Annotated in this window: 15 protein-coding genes; 8 read left to right on the top strand and 7 right to left on the bottom strand. The window is 62.9% G+C overall.

What is annotated here, in order from left to right; all coding sequences use genetic code 11:
* Positions 1–40: 40 nt before the first annotated feature.
* From OX462_RS01960 to OX462_RS01940, 5 genes are all read right to left on the bottom strand, one after another.
* Positions 41–1,369, bottom strand: a complete 1,329-nt coding sequence (locus OX462_RS01960; protein WP_070220618.1) for an MFS transporter — start codon at positions 1,367–1,369, stop codon at positions 41–43.
* Positions 1,366–3,240, bottom strand: a complete 1,875-nt coding sequence (locus tag OX462_RS01955) for an alpha-amylase family glycosyl hydrolase (protein ID WP_409027651.1) — start codon at positions 3,238–3,240, stop codon at positions 1,366–1,368. Before OX462_RS01955 ends, OX462_RS01960 begins: the two co-directional genes overlap by 4 nt.
* 15 nt (positions 3,241–3,255) lie before the next feature.
* Complete coding sequence (locus OX462_RS01950; protein WP_409027650.1) at positions 3,256–5,550, bottom strand: TonB-dependent receptor; 2,295 nt, start codon at positions 5,548–5,550, stop codon at positions 3,256–3,258.
* Between the two features lie 309 nt (positions 5,551–5,859).
* Complete coding sequence (locus OX462_RS01945; RefSeq protein WP_409027649.1) at positions 5,860–6,888, bottom strand: LacI family DNA-binding transcriptional regulator; 1,029 nt, start codon at positions 6,886–6,888, stop codon at positions 5,860–5,862.
* Positions 6,889–6,895: 7 nt separating this feature from the next.
* Complete coding sequence (locus OX462_RS01940; protein WP_070220623.1) at positions 6,896–7,510, bottom strand: glutathione S-transferase N-terminal domain-containing protein; 615 nt, start codon at positions 7,508–7,510, stop codon at positions 6,896–6,898.
* Between the two features lie 277 nt (positions 7,511–7,787).
* On the opposite strand from OX462_RS01940, the gene purB reads away from it, so the two are divergent.
* The 6 genes from purB to OX462_RS01910 all read left to right on the top strand — a co-directional run bounded on the left by purB (position 7,788) and on the right by OX462_RS01910 (position 14,084).
* Positions 7,788–9,167 carry an adenylosuccinate lyase gene (gene purB / locus OX462_RS01935; protein ID WP_070220631.1) on the top strand — a complete coding sequence of 460 codons (1,380 nt, stop codon included), beginning with the start codon at positions 7,788–7,790 and terminating at the stop codon, positions 9,165–9,167.
* Positions 9,168–9,352: 185 nt separating this feature from the next.
* On the top strand, positions 9,353–9,877 hold the full coding sequence (locus OX462_RS01930; protein WP_070220633.1) for a cytochrome b: 525 nt from the start codon (positions 9,353–9,355) through the stop codon (positions 9,875–9,877).
* 44 nt (positions 9,878–9,921) lie between these two features.
* Positions 9,922–10,476, top strand: a complete 555-nt coding sequence (locus OX462_RS01925) for a YceI family protein (protein ID WP_070290826.1) — start codon at positions 9,922–9,924, stop codon at positions 10,474–10,476.
* Positions 10,477–10,615: 139 nt separating this feature from the next.
* On the top strand, positions 10,616–11,191 hold the full coding sequence (locus tag OX462_RS01920; RefSeq protein ID WP_070220635.1) for a YceI family protein: 576 nt from the start codon (positions 10,616–10,618) through the stop codon (positions 11,189–11,191).
* 164 nt (positions 11,192–11,355) lie between these two features.
* Complete coding sequence (locus OX462_RS01915; RefSeq protein WP_034778894.1) at positions 11,356–11,625, top strand: GlsB/YeaQ/YmgE family stress response membrane protein; 270 nt, start codon at positions 11,356–11,358, stop codon at positions 11,623–11,625.
* Positions 11,626–11,930: 305 nt separating this feature from the next.
* Positions 11,931–14,084, top strand: a complete 2,154-nt coding sequence (locus OX462_RS01910; protein WP_070220636.1) for a S46 family peptidase — start codon at positions 11,931–11,933, stop codon at positions 14,082–14,084.
* Positions 14,085–14,167: 83 nt separating this feature from the next.
* Here OX462_RS01910 and OX462_RS01905 read toward each other — a convergent pair whose 3' ends face one another.
* Positions 14,168–14,737 carry a hypothetical protein gene (locus tag OX462_RS01905; protein WP_070290825.1) on the bottom strand — a complete coding sequence of 190 codons (570 nt, stop codon included), beginning with the start codon at positions 14,735–14,737 and terminating at the stop codon, positions 14,168–14,170.
* 149 nt (positions 14,738–14,886) lie between these two features.
* On the opposite strand from OX462_RS01905, the gene OX462_RS01900 reads away from it, so the two are divergent.
* Together OX462_RS01900 and OX462_RS01895 are read left to right on the top strand one after the other, a co-directional pair.
* Positions 14,887–16,575 carry a M14 family zinc carboxypeptidase gene (locus OX462_RS01900; protein ID WP_409027648.1) on the top strand — a complete coding sequence of 563 codons (1,689 nt, stop codon included), beginning with the start codon at positions 14,887–14,889 and terminating at the stop codon, positions 16,573–16,575.
* 90 nt (positions 16,576–16,665) lie between these two features.
* Positions 16,666–18,816, top strand: coding sequence for an FUSC family protein (locus OX462_RS01895; protein WP_409027647.1), 2,151 nt, complete (start codon positions 16,666–16,668; stop codon positions 18,814–18,816).
* Positions 18,817–18,827: 11 nt separating this feature from the next.
* Here the strand turns inward: OX462_RS01895 and OX462_RS01890 are convergent, their stop codons facing one another.
* Positions 18,828–20,777: a S9 family peptidase gene (locus tag OX462_RS01890; protein WP_409027646.1), complete on the bottom strand. Its 1,950-nt coding sequence runs from the start codon at positions 20,775–20,777 to the stop codon at positions 18,828–18,830.
* Positions 20,778–20,817 lie beyond the last annotated feature (40 nt).

The raw sequence follows: 20,817 nt of genomic DNA, 5'->3' as shown, positions 1-20,817 counted from the left end.
GATAAAAAAACCGGCAGAGCCGGTTTTTTTTCGTCCGTCCTCAAGTCTTTGTGGCCTGCGGCGGGCTCAGCTTGACGAACAGCACCGCCACCGCCGCGCACAGCAGCAGGGCGCCGGCCAGCCGGATGACGTTCTCCGGATTGCCGCCCAGCCAGCTGCGGTAATACAGGGGCAAGGTGAAGATCTGGATGATCATCGGAATGACGATGAACATATTAAAAATGCCCATGTAGACGCCCGTGCGCTCGGGCGGAATGCAGCCGGCCAGCATGATGTAGGGATTGCCCATGATGCTGGCCCAGGCCAGTCCCACGCCCAGCATGGGCAGCAACAGCAGCGCCGGACTGTGGATCAGCGGGATGCTCAGCATGCCCACGCCGGCCGCGCACAGGCACAGGCTGTGCATGCGCTTGGGGCCAAAGCGGCGCGTGAACGGCACCAGCGCAAAGGCGGCGACAAAGGCCACGAAATTGTAGAAGGCGCCCACCTGCCCGTTCAGCAGGCCCGCGTCGCGAAAGCCTTGCGACGCGGGGTCCGTCGTGTGAAACAGGGTCGCCGCCAGCGACAGCGCGATGTACTGCCAGTAGCAGAACATGGCGTACCACTGGAACAGGTTGACGATGGCCAGCTGCTTCATCGTCGGCGGCATGTCGCGCAGGGCCGCGCCGATATCGGCCAGCGTGTGGCGCCAGCCCGGCGGGCGGCTGCGGATGGCCGCCAGTTCGGCGGCCGTAAGCGGATTTTCCGGCGTCGTCTTCAGGGTCCACAGCACCGAAGCGAGCGAAAACACGGCGCCGATCAGGAAGGCGGCGATGACGATGTGCGGAATATGGCTGCCATTGACGGCATCCTTGTTCATGCCCAGCATGACCAGCAGCGACGGCGTCAGATAGGCCAGCGTTTGCCCCAGCCCCGTAAACGCGCTTTGCGTGAGAAAACCCAGCGAATGCTGCTTCTTGTCGAGCTTGTCGCTGACAAAGGCGCGGTACGGCTCCATCGTCACATTGTTGGCCGCATCGAGTATCCACAGCAGGCTGGCGGCCATCCACAGGGTGGGACTGAACGGCATGGCCAGCAGGCCCAGGCTGCACAGGATGGCGCCGATCAGAAAGTACGGCGTGCGGCGGCCCCAGCGCGTCACCGTGCGGTCGCTCATCGCGCCGATCAGCGGTTGCACGAGCAGCCCCGTCATGGGCCCGGCCAGCCACAGGTACGGCAGGCTCGCCTCGTCGGCGCCCAGGTATTTATAGATGGGGCTCATGCTGCTTTGCTGCAGCCCAAAACTGAACTGGATGCCGAAAAATCCGACGTTCATGTTGACGATCTGCCAAAACGACAGATGCGGACGGTGCGCGCTGGCGTCGCTCATGCTGGCTCCCGATCTTGCTCCCGCTCCAGCCACAGCATATGCCATGGCTGCAGGCCTACCGTGCCGGCCAGCACGCTGCCATCGAGGCTGTTGCGCCATTCGCCCGCGGGCAACGTGAAACGCTGGCTGGCGCCGCTGAAGTTGCTCAGGTTGAGAAATCCGTCGCCGCGCAGCAGCGCCAGCACGGCCGGCGTATCGGCCGGCAGCACGCTGCGCGGCGCGGCGGCAGCCAGGGCCGGCAAGCGCCCGCGTACGTCGATCAGCTGGCGCAGCGCCAGGTACAGCCGGCCGCTGGCGCTCACGCCATCGTGGCGCCATGCCAGCAGGCTGTCGTCGAACGCGGGACGCTGCAGCCAGCGGCTGTCCATCGCCCTGTCGGCCCGCTGCGTGTAGCTGCGATCGTTGGTCATGCCCAGTTCATCGCCCATGTACAGCACGGGCAAGGCGCCAAAGCTCAAGGCCAGGCCATGCAGCAGCAGCAGGCGCCGCAACGCGTATTCCTGCTCCTGCACCGTGGCGGCGCTTTCCAGGCCGGCCAGCGAGGCGGCCATGCCGTTGCTGCCATGCGCCTTGTCGGCGCTGCTGCTCTGGAAGGCGGCGCCGCGCGCATAGCTGCCGGTGGCGCCGGCAAAGAACTGCGCGATGCGCGCCAGGCGCGCCGGTCCGTCCGCGCCCGCCTCATTGAGCAGCACGTTCCAGCCGATGTCGTCGTGGCAGCGCACATAACTGAGCCAGCTTGCGGCCGGCGGCAGCGGCGGCGTGGCGGCGATCACCTGCTGCAGCAAGTCCGTGCTTTCCTCCGCCAGCGCGCCCCAGCCGGCGGCCATCAGGCTGCTGTGATAGGCGATATGGCACTCGGGCGCCGCATCGCTGCCAAAGTAGGCGGGCAGCTTGGGCGTGGGCACGATGGCTTCGGCCTTGAGCAGCATACCGGGCGCGACGATGGCGGCAATCGCCCGCAGGGCTTGCAGCAGGCTGTGGGCTTCGGGCTGATTCATGCAGTCCGTGCCGTCGCGCTTCCACAGGAAGGCCGTCGAATCGAGGCGGAACACTTCGATGCCCTTGTTGGCCAGGCCCAGCATGGCGCCGGCCATGGCCGCGAAGACGGCCGGATTGGCGTAATTCAAATCCCACTGGTACGGGTAAAACGTGGTCCAGACCCAGCGCTGCAGCTCCGGCACGAACGTGAAATTACCGGGCGCCGCCTGCGGAAAGACCTGGCCCACGGTGCGCTCGTAGCGGTCCGGCTGCACGCGGTCGGGATAGGTGTGGAAAAAATCGCACAGCAGCGGGTCGCCCGCCTTGGCGCCCAGCGCCCACGCATGGTCGTCGGCCACATGATTGAGGATCAGGTCCGAGCACAGGCTGATGCCGGCCGCGCGCAGTTGCGCCGTCAATGCCAGCAAGTCGGCATTGCTGCCCAGGGCGGGGTCGACTTCCTCGAAGCTGGCGACGGCAAAACCGCCATCGCTTTCGCCGGCCCGCGCACGCAAGAACGGCAGCAGGTGCAGATACGTCACGCCCAGTTCGCGCAGATGGCCGATGCGCGCCGCCACGCCCTGCAGGTTGCCGCCGAAGCGCTGCACGTAGGCGCTGTAACCCAGCATGGACTGGCTGGCAAACCAGTCCGGCTGTTCTTCGCGCTGCGCATCCTGGCGCAGCAGCGCCGGCGCGCGCGCCGCATACAGCCGCCCCACGCTTTCCATCAGATCGCCCAGCCAGGGCAGGAAATCGGGCCGCTGGCCATACAGGCTGCCCAGGCGGTCGAGCAAGACCGCCTCCTGGCGCGCATAGCGGCGCGCCGCATCGGCGCGCAAGTGCGTGGGGAGCGGCGCCAGCAGGCGCGCCAGGGGGCTGCGTATCGACATCATGAATCCTATCCTTGCTTAAAATGCGTATTTCAGGCTGACCTTGACGGCGCGCCCCGTGATCGAGCGGGCCGCATGGCCATCGCCCTCGACTTCCGTATAGCCGATCTTGTTGAGCAGATTGTTCGCCGTCAGCGCCACCTGCATTTGCGGCGTGAGCTGGTAATTGACGAAGGCGTTGAGCACCTGGTAGGCAGGCAAGGTGATCGTGTGCGCATCGTCGCCCCACGACTTGCCCGTGCCGACCAGGCTCGCGCCCAGAGTGGCCGCGCCCCACTCATAGGTGGGCGCGATCTGGTACACGACGCGCGCCTGGCGCCGCGGCGTATTGCCGATCAGCGCCACGTCGGCCGCCGCCGTGCCCGTGATCTCGGCATCCGTGAACGTCACTCCGCCATTGATGCGGAAGTCGCCGGCGCTGTAGGCCGCTTCCAGTTCCACGCCCTTCGCTTCATAGCTGTTGGCCGTGCGCAGCTGGGTGGTCGCTTCGTAATTGCTTTCCCTGGTCTTGGCCTGGAATACGGTGACAAAGGTGCTCAGGGGACCCTGGCGCCATTTCACGCCGCCTTCAAGCTGGCGCACGGTGTTGATGGCCACCGGCACGCTGCCATCGAGCGGTGTGCCGAACAGGATGCGGTCGGCATTGAAAGCCACGCCTTCGCTGACGCGGGCAAACACGGCCAGGCTGGCTTGCAGCTTGTAGTTCGCGCCCAGCGAGTACGACGTGTGGCCCAGGGTGTAGTCGACCTGCTGCACCGTCGACGGCAGATAAGCTTGCGCGCCGGTGGCGATATTGGCCGTGCCGCTGGCATGCTGACGGTCGCGCCGCAGGCCGCCGTCGAGGTTCAGCGCGCCGCTTTCCCAGGCCAGATTCAGGTAGGGCGAGGTCGTGCGGTACTCCATGTCGACGGCGCGCGAACAGCAGGCGCCGAAGGCCGGGCCGAGGTAGCCTGGCGTGCTGCTGGCCGTTTGCAGCAGCGCGGGCTGGTCGCCCGTGGCCTGCATCAGGTATTCATTGAAGTTCCAGGTCAGGCCCAGCTTTTGCTGCGACAGGTACAGGCCGGCCGTGGTGGTCAGCTTGCCGCTGTCGAGCATGAACGTCCTGGCCAGCTTGGTATCGCTCAGAGTATTGCTGGCGTCGTCGATCGAGGTATTGAACACCACGGCGGAAAACGCGCGGCCCGTGTAGGGCTTGCCCTGGTTCGGGCCGCTGGCAAACACATAGCTGCCGTCGCTGCCGTTATTCGACGGGAACACGCCGATGAAGCGCCCCGAATTGTCGGCGTAGCGGAAGTTTTCGCTCACGCTCCAGCCCTGCCCCAGCTTGAACGATGCCTCCAGGCCCACGGTATCGCTTTTGACGTGCAAGCCGTCGTTGACGCGGGTGGCCACGCGCTGGTTATCCTTGTTCAGCACCATGTCGGGCACCCAGTACGGCGAATAGAAGCTGGCCTTGCGCGGATCGATGCCGGCGATTTCCCCGATGCGGCCATCGCGCACGCTGACCGGCACCGGCAAGGCCGTGGGCGACTGGTCGTCGAGGTGCTTGAACGACAGGCGCACAAAGCCGCTGTCGAATTCATGCGTGACATTGCCGCGGATCTGACCGCCCTTTTCGCTGTTGACGCCGCTGTGGCGGATGCCTTCGCCCGTGCGCCAGGAGCCGCCGATGAAGAAGCGCGTGCGCTCCGACACCGGCGCGCCATAATCGAAGTCGACCCTCGTCTGGTCGTAGCCCAGGCCGCGGCTGATGGCCACGCTGCCGCCCTTCTCCTTGCCGTTCTTGCTGATGAAATTGATGATGCCGCCCGGCGAATTGGTGGCCAGGGTGGAGGCCGAACCGCCGCGCACCACTTCCAGGTGGTCGAGCGTGGAATCGATCTTGACGAAGCTGTCGGGCGTGGTGAAGTTGAAGTCGCCGAACTGCAGCACGGGCAAGCCGTCTTCCTGGATCTGCACATAGCGCGCGCCGCCGGCGGAAATGGGCAGGCCGCGCACGGTGATGTTGGCATTGCCTTCGCCGCCCGAGGACTCGGCCCGCAAGCCCGGCACCGAGCGCAGGACTTCGGCGGCGCTGGTCGGTGCATTGTGCAGGATGGTGTCGAGTTCCATGCTGCTGACGGAATTGCTCGATTTCATTTTGGACGTGCCGCCGGTGGTGCCCGTGACCACGATGCGTTCCAGGTTCAGGCCATCGGCAGTGGCGGCGCTGGCGATGTCGCTTGCCGATTGCGCCTGGGCGGCGCCCAGTTGCAGCATGGCCAGGGCGACGGCTGCGGCCATGCCGCCGCGTTGAGCAGTACGTGTCTTCATCTTGTCTCCAGTGTTGTATGCCGATACGTCGAGGTATCGGCTTGTTATGAGTCCTGGCTGCCGCATGCCGTGGCGCGCTGCCTGGGCCGGTACGTCATTATTCAACGAATAAGAATTTATTGCAATCGATTGCAATCGAGCGCTGCAACATGGAAATGTTGTTGTTTTTAAGAGAAAACTACGGGCGACACAGAGGAAATCTAGCGGTATTTGACGTGAATGCAGCGGTTTTCATGCTGCGGCGCAGCATGAAAATAAAGGGAGAAATTTGAAATTATTGCAATCGGTTGCAATCACTTGCGGCACGCTTCAGCGGCCCGAGGCGCGTACGATCAGCTCAGTTGGCAATTGGCGGGATGGCGCAGGCGCGCCCTCGACCAGCGCCAGCAGCGAAGCCACCAGCGCGCGCCCGGCGGTGCGGATCGGCTGGCGCACGGTGGTCAGCGGCGGATGGAAATACGCGGCCAGTTCGATATCGTCGTAGCCGACCACGGCCACCTGTTCCGGTACGGCCACGCCGCGCGCGCGCAGGGCGTTGATGGCGCTCATGGCCAGCAAGTCGCTGCAGGCAAAGATGGCGTCGAACGGCAACTGGCGGTCCAGCAGTTCCTGCACGTCCGTCGCGCCGCCCTGCGGCAGGAAGGAGCCGGCCACGTACAGTTGCGGGTCGGGCGCCAGCCCTTGCGCGGCCAGTGCCTGCGCATAGCCCTGGTGGCGCTGCGCCACTTCGGGCAGCTTGGCGTCGCCAAAGAAGGCGATGCGCCGGCGCCCCGCCGCCAGCAAGTGTTCCGTGGCCAGTCTGCCGCCGGCGACGTTATCGCCGCCGACGGTGCAATACAGCTGCTGCGGCAATTGCGCGCCCCACACGACGATGGGCACCTGGCGCGCGGCCAGCTGGTTCAGTTGTTCATGGTGGCGCCACTGGCCGATCAGGATGATGCCGATCACGCGGCCGCTATCGAAGGACTGGGCCGCCGCGTCGAGCGTTTCGGCATCGACGCGTGAAATGAGCATATCGAAGCCCTGCTCCGTCAGCGCATCGGCCAGGCTGCCCAGCATGCTGAGGAAAAAAGGATCGGACAGGTGCTGGCGCGTGGCAGCGTCATACGGCACCACCACGCCCACCGTGCGGTTCTGTTTCAGGCGCAGGTTTTGCGCGCCGATATTGATGGAATACTTGAGCGAACGGGCCAGCGCGATGACGCGCGCGCGCGTCTCTTCATTGACCAGCGAACTGCCGCTTAGCGCGCGCGACACGGTCGACGTGGACACGCCGGCCAGGCGTGCGATATCGGCCATCTGCAGGCGTTGCTGCGCCTTCGAGTCGGAACCGGTCATCGTGCGCTCACTGCGGCGCGGTGTCCTTGAACGATGGGCGCTCGGACAGTTTGTCGAACAGGCGCGCCAGCGCCGGGTGATCCGCGCGCCAGTCGATTTCCGGGAAGCGGAAGCTGAGCCAGCCCAGGGTACAACCCACGGCCACGTCGGCCAGGGTGTAGTTCTTGCCGGCGCAATACGCGCTCTCGCCCAGGCGCGCCTCGAGCGCCGCCAGGCCCAGCGTGACTTTGTCCAGCTGGCGCGCGATCCAGGCGGCGCTTTGCTGCTCGGGCGGGCGCTGCGTGCGCTCCAGGCGCACCAGCACGCCCGCGTCGAGGATGCCGTCGGCCAGCGCTTCCCAGTTCTTGATATCGGCCCGTTCGCGGCCATTGCCGCCGGCCGGCAGCAGTTTACAGACGGGCGTGAGCGTGTCGAGGTATTCGACGATGACTTTCGAGTCGATCAAGGTGCTGCCATCTTCCATCACCAGGCAGGGCACCTTGCCCAGGGGATTGGCCTGGGCGATGCGGGTTTCCGGCACCCACACGTTTTCCAGCTCGAAGACATAGTCGAGCTTTTTTTCCGCCAGCACGATACGGGCTTTGCGGACATACGGGCTGGCGAGGGAACCGATCAGTTTCATAGCTACTTTAAGGTAAAGGATCAGCAAGCAGTATAGCATCGGCGGCAGCGGTGTTTGGCGGCACGCGCCCAGCCGTCTCCATGGTGTGGCAGGCATGCCGCATCGGGGCCGGATTCAGCCAAATTGCGGTGCGCCGGCGCCCGATGGACGGCTGGCCAGCGGCCAGCGGTGGTAAAATCGTCCTTTACTGTGGCGCCGTCAGTATTGCTGTATTGCAATAGCCCTGCCCTCCCCGCGCGCCACACGCCAACCGTTTCTTTAACTTGCGTCCGCTCTCATGACTTCTACTACTCCGTATTCCACGCTGTCGGCCCTGTCTCCGCTCGATGGCCGCTACGCCAGCAAGACCGATCTGCTGCGCCCGATCCTGTCCGAAGCCGGTTTCATGCACCACCGCGTGAAAGTGGAAATCTCCTGGCTGCAGGCGCTGTCGCAAGCCGGTTTCGCCGAAATCAAGCCGTTCTCGGCCGAAGCGAGCGCCCTGCTCGACAAGATGGCGGCCGACTTCTCGGAAGCCGACGCGGCTCGCATCAAGGCCATCGAAGCGGTCACCAACCATGACGTCAAGGCCGTCGAGTACTGGCTGAAGGAACAAGTGGCGGACGTGCCGGAACTGGTGGCGGCGTCGGAATTCATCCATTTCGCCTGCACCTCGGAAGACATCAACAACACCTCGCACGGCATGATGCTCAAGGCCGCGCGCGACGGCGTGATGCTACCGGCATTGAACGGCCTGGTAGCCAAGCTGACGCAGATCGCGCACGATAACGCCGATGTGCCGATGCTGTCGCGCACGCACGGCCAGACGGCCAGCCCGACCACCCTGGGCAAGGAATTCGCCAACGTCGTGGCCCGCCTGCAGCGCGCCGTGAAGCGCATCGCGCAAGTGGAAATCCTCGGCAAGATGAATGGCGCCGTCGGCAACTACAACGCCCACCTGTCGGCCTATCCCGGCTTCGACTGGCCCGCATTCTCGCAGGCCGTCATCGAACAGCGCCTGGGCCTGGTCTTCAACCCATACACGATCCAGATCGAACCGCACGACTACATGGCCGAACTGTTCGACGCCTTCGCGCGCGCCAACACGATCCTGCTGGACCTGAACCGCGACATCTGGACGTACGTCTCGCTGGGCTACTTCAAGCAGAAACTGAAAGCGGGCGAAATCGGCTCGTCGACGATGCCGCACAAGGTCAACCCCATCGACTTCGAAAACTCGGAAGGCAACCTGGGCCTGGCCAACGCCGTGCTCAAGCACCTGTCGGAAAAACTGCCCGTCTCGCGCATGCAGCGCGATTTGACCGATTCGACCGTGCTGCGCAACATTGGCGTGGGCCTCGGCTACACCTTGCTGGCGTATGACAGCTGCCTGCGCGGCCTGAACAAGCTGGAAGTGAACCACGCGCGCCTGGCGCAAGACCTGGACGCGACCTGGGAAGTGCTGGCCGAACCCGTACAAACCGTGATGCGCCGCTATGGCATCGAAAACCCGTACGAGCAGCTGAAAGAGCTGACGCGCGGCAAGGGCATCTCGAAGGAAGCGCTGCAAACCTTCGTCAATGGCCTGGCCATTCCGCAGGATGCCAAGGACGTGCTGCTGACCATGACGCCGGGCAACTACATCGGTATCGCGGCGCAATTGGCCAAAGCCATCTAAGCAGTTTTCACATGGGGATCGTCCGATCCCACTCCCGCGGGGCGGCCAGCACACAAATGCTGCCCGCCCCGCGGTTTTTCCGGCAATCTTTCTTGTAGAATCTCCAGCACGCAGCGCAATTTGATTTTCTTTGGTATATTAGGCCGAATTAGTCCTAATACGTACTACATTCAAGAAAGCCATCGATGCAACGCTACACCACCACCGCCATCATCCTGCACTGGCTGACCGCCCTGCTGATCATCAGCGCCTTCGTCATGGGCCTGGTCATGACGGATATTCCCGGCCTGACGCCCACCAAGCTCAAATATTTCTCCTGGCACAAATGGCTGGGCGTGACCGTGCTGGCCATCGCCGCCATCCGCCTGCTGTGGCGCAAGGCCAACGTGCCGCCGCCGCACCCGGCCAGCATGGTTGCCTGGCAAAAGAAGGCGGCCGACGCCATGCACGTGCTGCTGTACATCCTGATCTTCGCCGTACCCATCTCCGGTTACCTGTACACCCTGGCCGCCGGCGTGCCGGTGGTCTACCTGGGCCTGTTCCAGCTGCCCGTCCTCATGGCGCCGAATCCGGAACTTAAGCCGCTTTTAAAAGAGATTCATTATGTTCTGAACATGACGATGGCAGCCGCCGTGGCCGCCCATGTGCTGGCGGCGCTGAAGCACCAGTTCATCGACCGTGATGGCGTCCTCAAGCGCATGCTGCCCTGACATCGACGTCCCCTTGCTCACTGAAACTACAGGAAAAAAACAAGATGAAAACCACCCAACGCATCGTCCTCGCTTCCCTGCTGGGCCTGTCCGTGGCCGCCACCGCCGCCACCCTGCTGAAAGTCGACCCCGCCAAGACCAGCGTGTCGGCCGTGTTCAAGCAAATGAACGTGCCCGTGGAAGCGAAGTTCAAGAAATTCAATATCGCCATCGATTACAACCCGGCCACGCCGGATGCCTCGAAAGCGTCGGTGGAAATCGAGACCGCCAGCATCGATATCGGCGACCCCGAGTACAACAAGGAAGTGGCGAAGAAAGAATGGTTCAACTCGGCCCAGTTCCCGAAAGCCACCTTTGTCTCGAGCAGCATCAAGGCCGCCGGCGCGGGCAAGCTGACGGTCACCGGCAAGCTGAGCATCAAAGGCAAGACCACCGACGTGACCTTCCCCCTGGCGGTAAAAGCCGACGGCGGCAAATACGCGTTTGACGGCGCCCTGCCGATCAAGCGCCTGACCTACAACATCGGCGAAGGCGAGTGGAAAGACACGAGCATGGTTGCCGACGAGGTCACGATCAAATTCCACGTCGCTGCTCAGTAACACCTGAGAAAACGTCCATGGCTGCGTTGCTCTTGCCTCGTCGTACTATTCGTACTGCCTTCGGCAAGGCGCCTTGTCCTGAACGTTTTTCAGGCGTTACCAAAAACAACTCCACAACCTGTTCAACTTTAGGATCTGCATGAAACTTTCGCACTTGATGATCGCCGTGCTGGCAGCTGCCGGCGCGGGTTCGGCCATGGCCGCTACCGACACCTACAACCTCGACCCGACGCACACCTTCCCCAGCTTTGAAGCCGATCACATGGGCATGTCGGTGTGGCGCGGCAAGTTCAACAAGACCAAGGGGACGGTCGCCCTGGACCGCGCCGCCAAGACGGGCAGCCTGGACCTGGTCATCGATGCCGATTCGATCGATTTCGGCCTCGATGCCATGAACACGCACGCGAAAAAAGCGGACATGTTCAACGTCGAGAAATTTCCGCAAATCACCTACAAAAGTACCTCGCTCAAGTTCAACGGCGAGCAGCTGGTGGAAGTCGATGGCGAACTGACCTTGCTGGGCGTGACCAAGCCCGTCAAGCTGAATGTGAGCAAGTTCAAGTGCATCATGCACCCGCGCTACAAGCGCGAAGTGTGCGGCGCCGACGCCACGGCGGAATTCAAGCGCAGCGACTTTGGCTTGAACTACGGCATGCCGGCGTTCTCGCCGGAAGTCAAGCTGGCCATCCAGGTCGAAGCGATCAAGGCCGATTAAACACCGCCTTTCCGCAGGACAAGCCCGCCTCGTTGCCCGCAGCCAGGCGGGCTTTTGCATGCACGACGAGAATCCGCTGGACTTTTCTATCGTGCGGCATCACTATCGATTGGCATGATGTTGTTCTGACATGACACACCCACTTATCCACCGCGGAGGACCACATGAATTTCATTATCTGGATCGTTATTGGCGGCGTCATCGGCTGGCTGGCCAGCATGGTCATGAAAACCAATGCACAACAGGGCATCTTCCTCAATATCGTCGTCGGCATCGTTGGCGCCTTCCTGGGCGGCTGGCTGCTGGCGCCCCTGTTCGGCACGGGCACCATCAATAGCGACAATTTCAGTCTGGCTTCGCTGCTGGTCTCATTCCTCGGCGCCGTCATCCTGCTGGGCATCGTCAATCTTTTACGCCGCGGCAAAATACGCTAAGCAGGCAAACAGCTGCGCATCAGCAAATGGCCGGGCCGCGCAAGCGCCCGGCCACTTTTCATTGCCGCTAGGACACGTATGGACAATACCACAGCGGCCGCACGGAAAAATGCGCGTTGGCGGCCGGTTCCTGCCCCTGCGCCACCTAAAATCATGTCATTCAAGCAACCACGTATGAACATACCCTCCGGAAAATGTGATTGACTAGTGCGGGTTCGATACGGATACTCTATGTCGCCCGCTGCACAATCAGCGGGTACTCCGCTGATTCCGACTTCCCTACAATGTAAAAGAACAGAACTCGAATGAAAAAATCTCTCATCGCGCTCGCCATCCTGAGCAACTTCGCACACGCCGACGAAGGCATGTGGATGCCCCAACAGCTGCCACAAGTAGCCAAGGAACTGAAAGCCGCCGGACTGAAACTCGATCCGACCACCCTGACCAAACTGACCGAATTCCCGATGGGCGCCATCGTCAGCCTGGGCGGCTGCTCGGCGTCGTTCGTCTCGCCGCAAGGCCTGGTTGCCACCAACCACCATTGCGTCTACAACAGCGTGGCGGTCAATTCGACCAAGGAGCGCGATTTGCTGGCCAACGGTTTCCTGGCCAAGACCTTCGCTGAAGAATTGCCGGCCGCCCCGGGCAGCCGCATCTTCGTCACCTCGGCCGTGACCAATGTCAGCGACAAGATCATCAGCGCCGACGTGGCCAAGCTGCAAGGCAAGGCACGCATCGACGCGATCGAGAAAAACCAGAAGAAACTGGTTGCAGAATGCGAAAAAGAAGCGGGTTTCCGCTGCACCGTGTCGAGCTACTACGGCGGCCTCGAGTTTTACCTGATCAAGCAACTGGAAATCCGCGACGTGCGCCTGGTGCACGCGCCACCAGCGGGCGTGGGTAAATTCGGCGGCGACACCGACAACTGGATGTGGCCACGCCACACGGGCGACTACGGTTTCTACCGCGCCTACGTCAGCAAAGACGGCAAAGCTGCCGACTTCAGCAAGGACAACGTGCCGTACCAGCCAAAACACGTACTGAAACTGGCCAAGGATGGCTTGAAAGAAGGCGATTTCGTCATGGCGCTGGGCTACCCGGGCCGCACCAACCGTCACCGCCTGCCATCGGAAGTGGCGTTCACGTTTGACTGGAACTACCCGGCCTTCGTGAAAGCGTCGGGCGAAACCCTGGCCATCATCGCGCGCGAAACCAAGGACAACAAGGACGTTGCCCTGAAATACGCGGGTCAGGTTGCCGGCGTGAACAATTACTACAAGAACCGCCAAGGCATGCTCGATTCCTACGCGGGCAGCGACTTCCTGGCGCGCAAGACAACGGAACACGAAGCCCTGAAAACCTGGGTCAACGCCAATCCTGCCCGCAAGGCGGAATTTGCCGGCGACATCGAGCAAGTGGAAAAGCTGATCGCCGAGCGCGATGCCGACACCAAGCGCGATTTCTTCCTCAGCTATGCGCAGCCACGCCTGCTGAGCACGGCACGCAGCCTGTACCGTTTGTCGAACGAAGGCACCAAGGCCGATACGGAACGCAAGTCCGGCTACCAGACGCGCGATTTGCCACGTCTGTCGTCGAGCATCACGTCGGTCGAGCGCACCTACGATGAAAAAGTCGACAAGGCGCTGGTACTGAACAGCCTGACCAAGTACGCCGCGCAACCGGCCGCACAACGCCGTGCCAGCTTCGACGCCGCCATCGGCATCAAGGACGGCATGTCGCAAGCCGACCTGGCCGCCGCCCTGGACAAACTGTATGCGGGCAGCAAGCTGGCCGACAAGGAAGAACGCGCGGCATGGTTGAAACGCACGCCAGCCGAATTCCAGGCCAGCAAGGACAGCTTCATTCAGGCCGCCGTCGCCATGTACCCGGATTCGCTGAAAAACGAAGCGGAAGACGAAGAACTGGCCGGCAAGATCCAGCAAGCCTACGCCAACTACATGAAAGCAAAAATCGCCTTCATGAAGAGCAAGGGCCAAGCCGTCTATCCTGACGCCAACAGCACCCTGCGTGTGACGTTCGGCCGTGTTGCCGGCCGTGACCATGGCGCCGACGGCACCACCTGGACCGCTTTCACCACCGTCAATGGCGTCGCCGCCAAAGCCACGGGCGAAGGCGAGTTCAATGCGCCGGCGAAGCAACTGGCCGCGATCAAGGCCAAGGACTTCGGCAAATTCGTCGATCCGAAGCTGAAAACCGTGCCGGTCGACTACCTGGCCACCCTGGACATCACCGGCGGCAACTCCGGTTCGGCTGCCCTGAACGCAAAAGGCGAATTCATCGGCCTGGCATTCGACGGCACCTTGGACTCGATCATTTCCGACTGGGACTACAACAAGGCCAACACCCGTTCGATCCAGGTCGACCTGCGCTACATGCTGTGGAACATGAAACACATCGACCACGCAGACAACCTGCTGAAAGAAATGGGCGCCGAGTAATTCGCGGATAACAACAACTAATAAGCCCGGCAACGGGCGGTTGTTCCCTGAGCCACTCCTGCGGGAGTGGCTTTTTTTTTTGCCTAACGTTTTACTTTGCTAAAGCGGTAAGGCACGGCTTGCTCCTCGCCAAATACTTGCGCGCTGCCGCTTCCCAGCGGCAGCATGACCCTCCGGCCCTCCTGCAGCAGCAAGGCCAGGTCGGCGCCGGGAAAGCGCTGCGCCAGCAGCGGATAGGCTTGCCGGGCGATGCGCGCGGCGGGAATCACGATGCGGTAATCGCCGTCGCCAAAGTCCAGCAGCAGCGCGGCCACCTCATCCGGCCCCGGCAGCGCCGTGATGCGCAGGCGCGTGCTGCCCTTGACGAGCTCGAAAGCCGACCATACGGGCAAGACACGCTGCGTCGCGCCGACCCGCAACTGCGGCGCCTGCCCCGCCTCCGCCGACGTCAGCAAGACGTCGGGCCGCTCCTCCGATACGGCGCCATCGACGGCCAGCAGCCAGCCCCGGTAGCGTATCAGCGCGCCCTGTGCGGCGGCGGTCACGGAGCCGCCCTGCGCCACCGGTTCCTTGCTCGCAGGCAAGCGCAACGGCGCCGCCTGTGCCGCCAGGCAAGCCCACCACACCAGCGCTGCCAACACTGCCTTGCCCATGCCGCCTCCCTTGCGCGTGAAACGTATTCATAACACAAGTGCGGCCCGGCCCATCTGCCGCGCCTCAAGGCGCCGACGCCGGTGCTACAATTGGCCCCTAGCGGGCGTACTTACCCAGCGCGCCTTCCCCCTCCCAGACTCAGACCGCTATGCCACCAGACTTGCGCACGACCTACGAACTCGGTAACCACAACCAGACCACGACCTGGCTGGAATGCATCACCTTCTATCAAGATCTCGCCGCACGCTACCCGCAAGTGCTGCACTTCGAACAGATCGGCCTGTCCGATTCGGGCGTGCCCATCCATGCTGGCGTCATTAGCGCAGACGGCGTATTCGACCGCGAACAGATCAAGCGCGCGGGCCGCACCGTGTTCTTCAACAATAACGGCATCCACCCGGGCGAACCGGAAGGCATCGACGCCTGCATGGCCATCGTGCGCGACCTGTGCACGCAGCCGGAACGCCTGGCGGCGCTGGGCAGCACCGTGCTGCTGTTCATTCCGATCTACAACGTCGATGGCAGCCTGAACCGCGCCAACACGTCGCGCGTAAACCAGGATGGCCCGGAGCAATTCGGTTTCCGCGGCAATAGCCGCCACCTGGACTTGAACCGCGATTTCATCAAGTGCGACAGCCTGAACGCGCAAGTGTTCAACCGCCTGCTGTCCAGCTGGGACCCGGACGTGATGGTCGACACGCACACGTCGAACGGCGCCGACTACCCGTACACGATGACCCTGATCCACACGCAGACGGATAAGCTGGGCAATGGCCTCGGCCCCTTCCTGCAAGACACCATGCTGCCGCACATCTTTGCGCAGATGGAACAAGCCGGCTGGCCCACCTGCCCTTATGTGAACCCCGTCAAGGACAGCCCGGACCACGGCATCGCCGAATTCCTCGAAGTGCCCCGTTTCTCGACGGGTTTTGCGGCCTTGCATCACGTCATCGGTTTCATGCCGGAAACGCACATGCTCAAGCCCTTTGCCGACCGCTACGCGTCCATGCGCGCCCTGCTCGACATCTGCATGGCCTTTACCATCGAACATGGCGAACAGATCAGGCAACTGCGCGCGCAAGCCAAGGCAGCGGGACGCACGCAAGCCGAGTGGCCGATCCACTGGAGCATGAACGAGGAACAACCGTCGACCTTCCCTTTCAAGGGCTACGCGGCCAAATACACGGCTAGCGTGCTGGGCGACTACCAGCGCCTGTCGTACGACCGCTCGCAGCCGTGGGAACGCGACATCGCCTACTACAACCGCTTCGATGCGGACGTCACCGTGGCCGCGCCGAAAGCCTATGTCGTGCCGCAAGCGTGGCGCGAAGTCATCGAGCGTCTGCGCTGGAACGGCGTCGACATGACACGCATCACCACCGAACAGACGGTAACGGCGCGCTACTACCACATCGCCAACGTCGGCACGCGCGCCACCGCCTACGAAGGCCACATGTTCCACGACACGGTGGAACTGGAAGCGCGCACGGGCCAATTCACCGTGCAGGCGGGCGACTATGTGATCAGCCTGGACCAGGACAACGCCCGCTACGCCGTGGAAACGCTGGAACCGCAGGCACACGACAGCTTCTTCCGCTGGGGCTTCTTCAACAGCGTGCTGGAGAAGAAAGAGGCGTTTTCCGATTACGTCTTTGAAGACATGGCGTCGGAACTGCTGCGCGATGAGCCTGCGCTGGCGTCCAAGTTTGCCGAGTGGAAGGCTGCGAATCCGGCCTTGCTGAGCAATCAGGAAGCCGTGCTGGACTTCATTTTTGAACACTGCCAGCGCTTTGCCGAGCCGGAATGGCGGCGCTATCCCGTCATCGCCCTCATGTAACTGGGGACCGTAGCGAATGCAACATCCTGGCGCCGCATCGGAGACCCCGGTGCGGCGCCTCTTTCTGTGCCCTGCCCACAAGGTAATCCCATGCACTACGCACTGAACCTGCGCACCTTTATCTACAGCCATTATTTTTACCTGGGCTTGCGCGTGGCCATCGGCCTGGTCGGCCTGACCTTGCTGACCCTGGAAATCAGCGACAGCGCCACCGCCATGACAGTGTGCATCGGCGCCCTGTGCACGACCCTGATGGACATGCCCAGCCCCCTGCGCCACAAGTTCAACGAAATGCTGGCCTCGGTGCTGCTGTGCAGCGCCGTCACCTTGTTGATCAGCCTGTGCGGTCCCGTGCAGTGGCTGCTGATGACGGTGCTCGTGGTGGTCAGCTTTCTTGCCAGCATGATGGTGGTGTACGGCAAGAAATCCATGCCCTTGCAACTGGCCGCCCTGTTCATCATGACCATGTCGATGGAACACCAGATGACGTGGCAGCAATCGTTTCACCATGCGGGCCTGTTCATGCTGGGCGGCTTGATCTATCTGGCCTATGCCATGGCCATCGCCTGGGTCTTGCGCCACCGCATCAAGCAGCAAGTACTGGCCGAAGCCCTGTTCGAATTAGCCGCCTACATCGACATCAAGGCCGATTTCTACGACACGCGTTTCAATTTGACGGAACAGTTCAACAAGCTGGTGCGCCATCAAAGCATTCTGGCCGACCGCCAGCAGGCGTCGCGCGACCTGATTCTGCGCAGCCACAAGAACAGCAAGGACGCCATCGTCGTACAGGTGCACGTGTGCATGCTCGATTTGTATGAACTGATCCTCTCCACGCACACGGATTACGCGCTGCTGCGCCAGCACCTGGCCGACTCCGACGTCTTGAAATCCTTGCATGACCTGGCCTACAAGGCTGCGCGCGACATCGAAGCCGTGGCGTATGCCGTCACGCGCAAGCGCGCCTCGTATGCGCAGATCAGCTACGACAGGGAATGGGCCGAGATCGAAGCGGAAATCGCTCGCCTGCATGCAAAAGGCGACGGTGCGCAGGAAGCGCTGGCCACCCTGCGCGCGCAGCGCAACAAGATCCGCGCCATTTTGAAAATGATCGCCGAGCTGCATCTGGCCACGCAAAAAGTCTATGCCGACGTGCCATTCTGGAGCGGTGCGGACATGGCGCCGTTTTTGTCGCAGCAGAAATACGAACTGAAGACCCTGCTGGCTAACTTGCGCCTGGATTCGCCCGTGTTCCGCTTCGCCCTGCGCGTGTCCATGGCCATCTCCGTGGGATTACTGATCGGCCACTGGCTGCCGTATGCGGCGCACAGCTACTGGATCGTCCTGACCATCGTCATCATCCTGCGCCCCACCTTCAGCATGACGCGCCAGCGCCGCGCCGACCGCATCATCGGCACCATCATCGGCTGCATCATCACGGCCATCGTGATCCGCTTCGTGCACAGCAATATCGTGCTGATGGCCATTTTATTCCTCTCCATCGTGGCCACGCCCACCTTCATCTATCTGCGTTACCGCTACACGGCGATTGCCGTGAGCCTGATGATCTTGCTGCAAATGCACCTGGTGGCGCCCAGCAACCCGAACCTCGTCAGCGAGCGCCTGATCGACACCCTGATCGGCGCGGCGGTGGCCACCGTGTTCAGCTTTGTGCTGGCCAACTGGGAATACCAGAGCCTGCCGCGCCTCGTGCGCCAGGTACTGAATGTGAACCTCAGCTATATGCAAGCCAGCTTCGCGCTGCTGCAGGGAAAATGCTTCGATGATTTCGCCTACCGCATCGAACGCAAGCGCTTGATGGACAGCCTGGCCGCGCTCAGCTCGGCGCTGGTGCGCATGCTCGATGAACCGGCCAGCAAGCAGCGGGCCGTGGAAGACATCAACCTGTTCATCGTGCAAAACTACTTATTGGTGGCCCACGTGGCGGCCCTGCGCTCGATCCTCGGGCGCCACGCCAGCCAGCTGCCCGTCACGCCCGTCAACGCCCTACTCGGCCATAGCCACACGCAAGTGTGCCTGACCCTGTCGCGCGCGCTGGAGCAGCTCGATGACAAGGCCGCCATCAGCGCGCCGCTGGCCGCCCCTGCCGCACCGCCCGTCAGCGACGTGGCCTGGTCGGGCTGGCCGCTGGTGCAGCGCCGTATTCGCCTGTTGCAGGCGGATGCGGACAAGATCGTGGTACATAGCGCGGCGATCGTGCATATTGCGGCCCCGCGCTAAGCCTGCGCGACTTACTTCAAGTACCGCTCAAACCAGCCGATAGTACGTTTCTGCAAATCGCGCTGGTGCTCGGGCTTGCGGAAGGAATGGCCTTCGCCGTCGTAGATGAACAGGCTGGACGGCACGCCCATGGCGCGCAAGCCGTGCCAGAATTCCAGCGACTGGGCGGCCGGCGTTTCCACGTCGCGCTCGCCCACGTAGATCAGGGTTGGCGTCTTCGCCGCCTTGATCGATTCGATAGGCGAAGCCTTGCGGTACACGGCCGGATCGTCATACGCGGAAGCGCCGAAGAACGGGATCATCCACTGGTTGATGCCATTCTGGCCGTAGTAACTGATCCAGTTCGACACGCCCGCCCCCGCCACCGCCGCCTTGAAGCGGTCGCTGTGCGTGACGCCCCACATGGTCATGAAGCCGCCATACGAATGGCCGATCAGGCCCAGGCGCTGGCCGTCGATGGGCGCCACTTTTTCCACGGCGTCGATGCCGGCCAGGATGTCGCGCCAGTCGCCGCCACCAAAGTCGGCCATGTTGGCGCGTGTAAAAGCCTGGCCCTGGCCAAAGCTGCCGCGCGGATTGGGCAGGAAGACGAAATAGCCTTTTTGCGTCAATTCGTGGATCAGGGTGCTCGCCGCCACGTAACGGGGCGAGGCGGCCGCGCCGGGCCCGCCATGCACGTTGACGATCATCGGGTAGCGCTTGCCTGCGTCCGTCTTCAACGGCCCCAGCAGCCAGCCTTGCACCTTGTATTGCTCGTTGTTCCAGCCCACGTTCTGCACCGTCAACTGCGGCGCAAAGCCGTCATTGTCGCGCGTTATCTTTTTCAGCTGGCCCACCGGCCCCGCCACCAGGTAGCTGGCATGGGTAAAGTCTTCCTGCGCGGCAGCGGCCTGCAAACCATCGGCGCTGAAGGACAGACGGCCATCGCTGCCGCCGCTGCTGATCTCACCGAGCAGCACGGGCTGGGCCGGCCCCGTTTGCGCATCGACGGGCACCAGCGCCAGCTGCGAATCGATCAGGGCCGTCGCCAGCAAGCCGGCGCCGCGCCAGACGACGCCATTGAAGGTGCCGCGGTAATCGGGCGTGAGATTGCGCGGCGTGCCGCCGGCCAGCGGCACGGTATAGATATCGCCGCCGATGGAGCCGAAATCGCTCATCAGGCCGCCAATGAAGGCCACCGTCTTGCCATCCGGCGAGACGGACGGCAGGTTCAGCTGCATGGCCGGCGACGCAATCACGCGCAGGGCGCCCGTGTCCCCGTCAATATGGCTGAGTTTGGCAACCCACCAGTTGCTGTCGCCATTGCCCTGCGCGCTGGTAGCAACAAAGCCGCGGCCATCGGGCGTCCAGTTGTATTCATACACATAGGTATCGGCGGGTGACAGCAGGCGCGGTTCGCCGCCGCTGGCCGGCACGACGGCGATGCGCTGGGCATCGTCTTCGCTGCCCACTTCGCCCACCTGACGCGCGCCCGCCTCCACGGCGCCGGCCAGCTTGCGCGCGCCCACCGTGGCCAGCAGCGCCAGTTGCTTGCCGTCCGGCGACCAGCGCGCCGTGCTGGCCACGCCCTTGATGCTGGTCAACATGCGCGCCTGTGCCTGCGTCATCGTGGCCAGGTACAGCTGCGCCGTGCCCGCCTTGGCATCGTAGCCGACAAAGGCCAGTTGCCGGCCATCGGGCGACCAGCTGGGCTTGTCGTAGGAACACACGGCGCACGGGTCGAATTGCTGCACGATGGCGCCGTTGGCGGCGTCGCGCACAACGATGGCCGAATGCGGACGCTGCGGCGGTTCACCCACCTTGCTCGACTCGATGGCGGCGATGCGCTGGCCATTGGCCGACAGGGCCACGGCGCGGTAATCGCGCAATGCCGGCCCGCTGGCAGGCGCGGCTTGCGCCATGGTTCCCAGAAAGCTGCTTGCCAGCAAGCCGCAGGCGGCCAGATCAGTTATTTTCATCATGTAAATTCCGGTTAGAAATAAAAAAAACCGCCGGCAAGCG

It is taken from the genome of Janthinobacterium aestuarii (assembly GCF_046113285.1).
Lineage (GTDB): Bacteria > Pseudomonadota > Gammaproteobacteria > Burkholderiales > Burkholderiaceae_D > Janthinobacterium.
This window is presented reverse-complemented; position numbering and strand designations above follow the sequence as displayed.